2 protein-coding genes are annotated in these 4,085 nt (G+C 41.0%); both read left to right on the top strand.

The genetic code is table 11. From position 1 onward, the window contains the following. The first annotated feature begins 330 nt into the window (after nt 1–330). Nucleotides 331–738, top strand: a complete 408-nt coding sequence (locus AACQ42_RS00055; RefSeq protein ID WP_170899740.1) for an SH3 domain-containing protein — start codon at nt 331–333, stop codon at nt 736–738. A 1,605-nt stretch (nt 739–2,343) separates the two neighbouring features. After that, entirely contained in the window at nt 2,344–2,922 is a 579-nt protein-coding gene (locus AACQ42_RS00050) for a hypothetical protein (protein WP_094166206.1), read from the top strand. Nucleotides 2,923–4,085: the final 1,163 nt, after the last annotated feature.

Raw genomic sequence — 4,085 nt, 5'->3', positions numbered from 1 at the left:
AAAGAATTCTTTGTAAATTGAAGTCTTAGAAGCTCGTCAGTTTTCCTATTATTTCTTCTTTGCCAAGTACGTTTCGTGGGTTAGGTTTTAGTTTCTCAGTTGTCCGTTTTACTTTGTCGCTTGAAAACAATAATGTGTTTTAAATTAGGCCGTTGGGTAGTCAATCTCCGGCTAAAGTGCAGCAGCTAACAAACGGCTCAAGAGGGATTGCCAACGCTTGGCGACTTTAGTGCAAAATTGAAGTTCAGTGTTTACAGTATGTTTTTTTAGTTCGGTGGTGCGTTGTCAACCCCTTAGCCGGGCGTTATAAGCAATTATGGAATAATGAGAGTGAAATATAAGATTCTTTTAGTTTTGTTCCTTGGTTTGACTTTTGGGTTCAACGCTCAAGCCAAGAACTGTAAAAAAGGGCAGCCATGTGGAAACTCATGCATTTCATGGAAGAAAACTTGTCGTATAGGCACTTACTCCTCAAATACTTACACATCACCAAAATCTTCTACTAGTGTTCAGTCATCTAAATATACATCTCAAAGTGAAATAATAGCTGGCGACTATGAGGTAACTGCTACCAAACTAAATGTTCGCGACAATCCATTTGGTTCGAAAGAGATTGTTGGTACTTTAAGTAAAGGTCAAAGAGTGTATGTGCATTCATTTGTCAGCGGTTGGGCTATGATTCGTTATAAATCGTCTTTTTATTGGGTGAGCCAAAAGCATCTCAAGAGGATCAACTAAAAATTGCTTATAACAAACGGCTCAAGAGGGATTGCCAACGCTTGGCGACTTTAGTGCAAAATTGAAGTTCAGCGTTTACAGTGTGTTTTTTGAGTTCGGCGGTGCGTTGTCAACCCCTTAGCCGGGCGTTAGGCAAAGTGAGTTTTTATTAGCTAAATCGAGTTTGAATTGAACGGTAAATTCCATGTTTTTTGGCTTAAGTTAAGCAATAAATCGTCATCACATATTTGTTGTTTTTTGATCGCGTTGGGTTGTTTAGCGCTGTAAATTCATCGGTAAAATAACCTTCAGCATCCAAACGTCCGCCGAGCATGCTACGCTCGTCACTTTTCTTCCAAACCGCTAAATTTGAGTTTTTTGTTTCTTTGCTGATTTAGCATTTTGGTTTATAAGTGAATCGGTTAGTTTGTTTCAAGTTTACAAAAAAGCTCGTTCTCTAGTTTTGAAAGTGCCGGTGTCAATCAGTTGGCCTAACAAACGGCTCAAGAGGGATTGCCAACGCGTGGCGACTTTAGTGCAAAATTGAAGTTTAGTGTTTACAGTGGTTTTTTGAGTTCGGCGGTGCGTTGTCAACCCCTTAGCCGGGCGTTATGCAACTCAGGTAAATTTAGGAGTTCAATCTTTTGAGATTTCTCCGGCTGTTCGTTTTATGTTGTCGGCAAATGAGCCTTTTCACCCTAAAATTCGTGGTCAACTCGAACCGTAAAACAGGCAAATTTCTTTGTTTGCCTCAATGAGTTTTAGCGTTGGCGCGTTGTAAATTCAGTGGGCACAAAGTGTGGAAAGGGCAAGTTTATCGAGCATTTTGTACTTGCTGACGTTTTCGCTCGTTGAGTTTTCCTGACACAAAAGCTTGGTTTGGTGCTGAAAGGTGGACTTTGTTTTGGCGGCTCATTTATCACAGTTCTTGCTTGGGTTGATTCTTGAATCACTCAACCATTGCAATTGTGGCTTTTGGTCGTGTAAATTCTGTTTATCTCATTGAATTTGCATAACAAACGGCTCAAGAGGGATTGCCAACGCATGGCGGTTTTAGTGCAAAATTGAAGTTCAGTGTTTTCAGTGTGTTTTTTGAGTTCAGTGGTGCGTTGTCAACCCCTTAGCCGGGCGTTAGGCAAAGTGAGTTTTTATCAGCTAAATCGGGTTTGAATTGAACGGCGAATTCCATGTTCTCATGGCTGGACTTAAGCAATAAATCGTCATCACATATTTGTTGTTTCTTGATCGTGTTGGGTTGCTTTTTGTTGTGAATTTAGCGGCAAAATAACCTTCAGCATCCAAACGTCCGCCGAGCATGCTACGCTCGTCACTTTTCTTCCAAACCGTTAAATTTGAGTTTTTTGGTTTCTTTGCTGATTTGGCATTTTGGTTTATAAATTAATCGGTTAGTTTGTTTCAAGTTTACAAAAAAGCTCGTTCTTTGGTTTTGAAAGTATCGTTGTCAATCGGTTGGCCTAACAAACGGCTCAAGAGGGATTGCCAACGCGTGGCGGCTTTAGTGCAAAATTGAAGTTCAGGGTTTACAGTGTGTTTTTTGAGTTCGGCGGTGCGTTGTCAACCCCTTAGCCGGGCGTTATATGTTTATCAGCGAAAGCAGGAGTCACTGTGCAAGTAAGATATCGTTCGGATTATTCAAATCATGTTCATCAACTGGTTGTTACAGTCTCTAAGCATTTCTATGTAACGAAGCAAGGTAAGTTTAAGCGCCAATCTACTCCGTTTAAAGCTGTTATTGGTAAATCATCAAGTTATACAAAAACACATGTTGTCCATTATATGATTACTGATCATTACAGTGGCTTGTTTTACTCGGAAGCTACAACCAGCGATGATTTGTTCCCTATCGAAGCTTTTTTGGAAAGAGCGTGGGGGTTTAAGCCTGGTCATCCTATGCAGGGGGAACCGCATTTGCTTGTAGTTCCCAAATCTGTATTTAACGCGTTTCCAAGTTTAAGTGCTTGGTTATATCAAAAACCAATAGAGCTAGTGCAAGCAACAAGTGGTTTTCAAACTGGAATTCGTAGCATCAGAACGTGGGAAGAGGTTCTGAGAACTGGTGGCTCCTTCCGTTATCAGACTGGTTTTCCGCCAGATTTCGCCGAGGTTCAGGCTAATTCTTTTGACAGTTGTGTATTCCAAACACGCAAAAACTTCACCAAGTGGACTGAAGGATTAAACATATAACAAAGCATTTAAGAGGGATTCTCAACGCTTGGCAGTTTTGGTTCTACTTCAAATTTAGTGTTTATGGCACAATGCTTTAGGTTGGGTGGAGGCGTTGTTCACCCCTTAATGCGGCGTTAGCTGAGGTTAAGAAAAATCATAAAGTTAAGCGTTTATTTTTCTTAGTCTGAGGCTCTAGCTTTACACCTGAAAGTCAGCACTTTTCCGCGTATCTCGCCAGTGGCACTGTTCGTGAAGTGGTTGAACTAACCGAAGTCTATTTACGGGAAGTGGTGTGTTTGTTTATTTCTTTGGTGTGGCTTTTTTGGTTTTGAAGCTCTTTCGCGCCTAAATGGGTTTTGCGCACTTGGTTGTTGGCTTCTTCGAAAGAATTCTTTGTAAATTTAAGTCCTAGAAGCTCGTCAAGTTTTCCTGTTATTTCTTCTTTGCCAAGTGCGTTTCGTGGATTAGGTTTTAGTTTCTAAATTGTCCGTTTTACTTTGTCGTTTGAAAGCAATAATGTGTTTTAAATTAGGCCGTTGGGTGGTAAATCTCCGGCTAAAGTGCAGCAGCTAACAAACGGCTCAAGAGGGATTGCCAACGCGTGGCGGTTTTAGTACAAAATTGAAGTTCAGTGTTTACGGTGTGTTTTTTAAGTTCGGCGGTGCGTTGTCAACCCCTTAGCCGGGCGTTAGGCAAGGTGAGTTTTTATCAGCTAAATCGAGTTGGGATTGAACGGTAAATTTCATGTTTTCTGGCTTAGCTTAAGCAATAAATAATCATCACATATTTGCTGTTTCTTGATCGCGTTGGGTTGTTTATCGCTGTGAATTCATCGGCAAAATAACCTTCAGAATCCAAACGTCCGCCGAGCATGCTACGCTCGTCACTTTTCTTCCAAATCGCTCAATTTGAGTTTTCTTGTTTCTGTGCTGATTTAGGGTTTTGGTTTATAAATGAATCGGTTAGTTGGTTTTAAGTTTGTAAAAAAGCCCTGTTCTTTGGTTTTAAAAGTGTTGGTATCAATCGGTTGGCCTAACAAACGGCTCAAGAGGGATTGCCAACGCGTGGCGACTTTAGTGCAAAATTGAAGTTCAGTGTTTACGGTGTGTTTTTTTGAGTTCGGCGGTGCGTTGTCAACCCCTTAGCCGGGCGTTATATGCGCATGTGGGTATGGATAATAT

The sequence above is a fragment of the Vibrio sp. V12_P9A6T4 genome (genome assembly GCF_963874835.1).
GTDB classification, from domain to species: domain Bacteria; phylum Pseudomonadota; class Gammaproteobacteria; order Enterobacterales; family Vibrionaceae; genus Vibrio; species Vibrio anguillarum.
The sequence above is the reverse complement of the archived record's forward strand: the minus strand, read 5'-3'. Positions and strand labels throughout refer to the sequence as shown.